Origin of the sequence: Actinomadura sp. NPDC048032 (assembly GCF_040653175.1) — a bacterium.
In the GTDB taxonomy this organism is placed as follows: domain Bacteria; phylum Actinomycetota; class Actinomycetes; order Streptosporangiales; family Streptosporangiaceae; genus Spirillospora; species Spirillospora verrucosospora.
Genome location: NZ_JBEZJP010000572.1, coordinates 1 through 4,035, shown reverse-complemented (window position 1 = coordinate 4,035; position 4,035 = coordinate 1). Strand labels below are relative to the sequence as shown.

Sequence of the window (4,035 nt, the reverse complement as noted above, 5' to 3'; positions counted from 1 at the left end):
GGGGTCTCGCGTACTCTCTAGACTCCGGGACTTGGTTCACCGTCTCCAGCCGGCGGTCCCGTTGCACGTGACCGGTCTGGTCGCGGGACAGGCTCGCGGACGGGGGCCTGCGGGTGAGCCGCCAGCACATCGGGTTCGTCATGAACGGCGCCTCTAGAGGCGGTTCCCCGCTCTACCGCGACCCCCCGCCGACCGCGGAGGAGATCGGCGAGGCGTTCGTACGCAGCGTCCTGAAGCGCATCGACTCCAGCGAGACGGTGTTCTCCGAGGAAGACCTCACCGTCGTCCAGGAGTGGCTGGACGCGCCGGTGGACCACGCGGCAAGCAGCCCAGGGCAGGAGCAGTGACCGCGGATCGGGCCGGCCATGCCGCAGGGCGTTGTGGAGAACGGTGATCGGACTGTGAGGGTGCCCATTGAGGAGCCGGCGAGGGCGGCGCTTCTTTGTCCGCATGCGACCGGGCCGACCGTTCCAGTAGACACTGGTGTTTTTTTGGAATTCGTTGGATAGTGCTCGCATGAAACGTGCCATCGCGGCCGGCATCGCCGTCGCCATCGCGTCTCTTCCCGTACCCGCCGTCGCGGCCACCCCCGAGCTGCGTCCGGTCTCCCTGCCTTTCCTGTGGCCGACGGCGCGGCTCCACGACGTCACCGCCGACGGCGCGGGCGGAGTCTGGGTCGGCGGCGTGCAGGGCAAGTACTGCCTGCACTGGGGCGATCTGTGCCCCGTGTACAACGACGGGAACCCGGTCGTGCGGCGCTGGGCGGGCTCGTCGTGGAAGGAGTATCCGATCAACGGCTGGACGGGCCAGGGCGAGATCGCGCAAGTCGCCTCGGGCGCGGGTGAGACCTGGATCGCCGGCGGACTCGGCGCCGGCGGGAGGTGGAGCACCTACGTGGCACGCTTCGACGGCTCGGCGTTCCAGAAGGTCGCGGTTCCGGCCAAGTACGTCACCATGCTCGCCACCGGCCCGGCGGGCACCTTCGCCGGCACCTGGGACTTGGAGTCCGGGAACGGGCTGTTCAAGCGCACCGGCGACACCTGGACCGCTGTCGACGTGCCCGGGCTCGACTACGTCGCCGACCTCCAGGCGCTCAACTCGTCCGACGCATGGGCGGTCGGTTACAAGGACGGCGTGCAGCAGGTGCCCGCCGCCGCGCACTTCGACGGCGCGGTCTGGAAGAACGTCCCGCCGCCCGCGGTCAACGACTGGTTCCGCAAGGTCGTCCCGGTCGCCGCGAACGACGTCTGGGGCATCACGGCCAAGCGCTTGGCGCACTGGAACGGCACCGCATGGACCTACATCGCGCCCCCGGCCGGGTACCCCGACCTCGGCGACCTGACCGTGGACGCGTCCGGGACCCCCTGGGTCGCGCCGGAGGCGTCCGCGCCGCCAGAGAAGCCCCCGTACCGCTACAGCGGCGGCCAATGGGAGCCCGTGACGATTCCCGCCGGGACCGCGGTGTACGACCTGGCCGCCGTGCCCGGCGGCATCTGGGGAGTGGGAAGGCAAGGAGAGGATGACCCGGCGGCCCTCAACGGCTCCTAGCACTCGGATTAGTGAGGGCCGCTGAGGGGCCCATCACCGAGGACACACCGCGCTGGGGTTGCGTGCACGGAGGCCGTGTACGAGTTCAACGCGGTGGAAGCCGACGACGCCGACGGGAGCCGCCCGTGGTGGGCGACCCCCGCCGGCGGTCGCGATCCGATCAACGGATCAGATCGTGCGCGCCCCTAGGACGTGCTCAGCACTTGGGGATCCCCGAGGGGACGCCGGTGACGTTCCCGGAGTAGATCCAGCCCGGGTCCCAGTACTCCCCCGCCGGCGGCTCCGGACGGACGTAGTACCAGGTGTTCCCCGCGTCGTTGACGAACTTGCACCGGGCCCACAGCTTCTGGTTCGTGGGCATGGAGGTCCACCCGATGGTGTCGCAGGTGGCCGACGGGCCCTCCCGCAGTTTCATCGGCTTGTCGGTGCGCATGGACCCGCTGCCGTTGGTGGCGGGAGTCCAGCCGCAGTTGGGCCCCGCGACGGCGGGTCGCGCGGGAGCGGTCTGCGCCGCCTGCACCGGCGAGGCGGCCGCGCCCACGCCGAGGCCGATGGCGGCGACGGTCGTCAGACCGAGCCGGGTGATCTTGTTCGTGCGGAAAGCTGCCATCTTCGTCTCCTTTTCGACTGTGCGGCGAATCTTCTGAAGGCCGGCCGGTCGCACCGCCTCCGAGTAAAGGGCTGAAATCCGTCACTCGAAGCATTTGTCGGCGTACGCAGGCCAGCCGAAGAGACCTCCTTTCCTCACCGTGGACGAGCCTGGACGCGCCCTTCCGCGTCCATCAGCAACGTGCTTCGGAGGCGGCTGCGCCACAAGGGGATTTTCGTCCGGGACACCAGGTGTGGCCTGCACAAAGGGAGAAGAGCGGTGTCCCGGACAGCGCCGGACGGCCGGTCGGACGGCACCGGTTCCCGGACATCGACAATGATCACCTGTGGACACGATCCGGCGACGCAGCGTTACCCGGCCGAAATCGCCCTTGTCAGAGATCTTTGACTGCGGCCATCATTCTTTGCATAGGCGGCGGGTGCCATTCGGGCGGCAGGGGGAACATGGCGCAGGAGATTTTTCTTCCGGAGGACATGCGGTCCGGCGGAGAGTTCGTTTCGTCTCTGCGTCGCCTTAAGCAGCTGTCGGGATTCTCCTACCGGCAGCTGGAGCGGCGGGCGGAGGCGGCGGGCGACACGCTGCCGCGCAGCACCATCGCCCAAGCCCTCACCGGCGACACCCTGCCACGACGAGAAACCGTCGAAGCATTCGTCCGCGCCTGCCTCGGCCCCGAACAAGCCATGACGGGAGCCCCGCAGTGGCTGGCCGCGTACGACAGGCTGGCCGAGGGCAACGACTTGGGGGCATCGCCCCGGTCCACCCTCGGAACCGGCACTGGCGATCACCGCTCACATCCGGACCGGCCCAAGTCGCAGCGTCGCTCTCGGTCGCACGGCAGACCCCCGATCGGCCCCCGACCACCTCGGATTCGCGACGCCGAAGAGTTGATGGACGCCCTGCGCCATCTGAAGCGGCGCTCGGGGTTCTCCTACCGGCAGCTGGAGCGGCGGGCGGAGGCGGCAGGCGACACGCTGCCGCGCAGCACCATCGCCCAAGCCCTCACCGGCGACACCCTGCCACGACGAGAAACCGTCGAAGCATTCGTCCGCGCCTGCCTCGGCCCCGAACAAGCCGTGACGGAGGCAGCGCAATGGCTGGCGGCCTACGACCGCCTGGCCGGTGACGGGTCGCCGGTCCACGCCATGCCCCCCGCGCAGACCTTCCTCCTGGTCGACACCAGGCCGGTTCGACCACAGCCGAGAGCGCTCGCGAGCAGGCCGCGCAACCGGATCCGGCGATACGCGGTCGCGCTGTCGGCCGCCATGCTGCTCCTTCTGAGCGGCTCCGCGGCGCCGCCGCTCGCGGCCCCGGCGGCCCCGGCGGCCGAGCCGGTGGCCTGGTGGCGGTTCGACGATCCCGGGAACGGCCTCGCCGCGGACTCCGAAGGCCGCCATCCGCTGAGAACGGCCGGCCGGGCGAGTCGGATCGCCGCACCCAGCGGGCAGGCGCTGCTGCTCGACGGCACCGCCCACACCACAGCCCAGAACGCGGTGTTCCGCACGGATCTGGACTTCACCGTCACCGCCTGGGTTCGGCTCGACGCCGGCGACGGCTGGGGCACCGTGCTCAGCGTGCACCACGGCGACTTCGACGTCTTCCTGCTCAGCTACGACTCCGACAAGGGAAGGTGGGCGATCCTGGTCCCGAACCAGGCCACCGGGTGGGCCGACGGCGACCAGACCGTCTTCAGCCGGGAGCGGCCGAAGGCCGGCACATGGACGCACCTCGCCGCGGTGTACGACTTGAAGGCGCGGCAGTTGCGGCTCTACGTGAACGGGGAACTGTCGGCCACCCGGTCGTGCCGCAGGCTGGTGCGCGCGACGGGTCCGCTGGAAATCGGCCGGGCCCTCGGGCTGCCGGAGGGCATCCTGCGGTTC

The 4,035-nt window shown here is 70.2% G+C and carries 4 protein-coding genes; 3 read left to right on the top strand and 1 reads right to left on the bottom strand.

The genetic code is table 11. The features are described 5' to 3' along the window. Positions 1-113: 113 nt before the first annotated feature. Both AB0C69_RS39125 and AB0C69_RS39120 read left to right on the top strand, forming a co-directional pair. Positions 114-347, top strand: a complete 234-nt coding sequence (locus AB0C69_RS39125) for a hypothetical protein (RefSeq protein WP_360361227.1) — start codon at positions 114-116, stop codon at positions 345-347. Positions 348-516: 169 nt separating this feature from the next. Next, a complete protein-coding gene (locus tag AB0C69_RS39120) occupies positions 517-1,548 on the top strand; it encodes a hypothetical protein (RefSeq protein ID WP_360361224.1) in 1,032 nt (343 codons plus the stop codon). Positions 1,549-1,744: 196 nt separating this feature from the next. On the opposite strand, the gene AB0C69_RS39115 is transcribed toward AB0C69_RS39120, so the two are convergent. Then, positions 1,745-2,158 (bottom strand): hypothetical protein, encoded by a 414-nt coding sequence (locus AB0C69_RS39115; protein WP_360361222.1) that lies wholly within the window; start codon positions 2,156-2,158, stop codon positions 1,745-1,747. A gap of 383 nt (positions 2,159-2,541) precedes the next feature. Between AB0C69_RS39115 and AB0C69_RS39110 the strand changes: the two genes are divergently transcribed. Continuing rightward, on the top strand, positions 2,542-4,035 hold a 1,494-nt coding region (locus AB0C69_RS39110), incomplete at its 3' end, for a LamG-like jellyroll fold domain-containing protein (protein WP_360361219.1).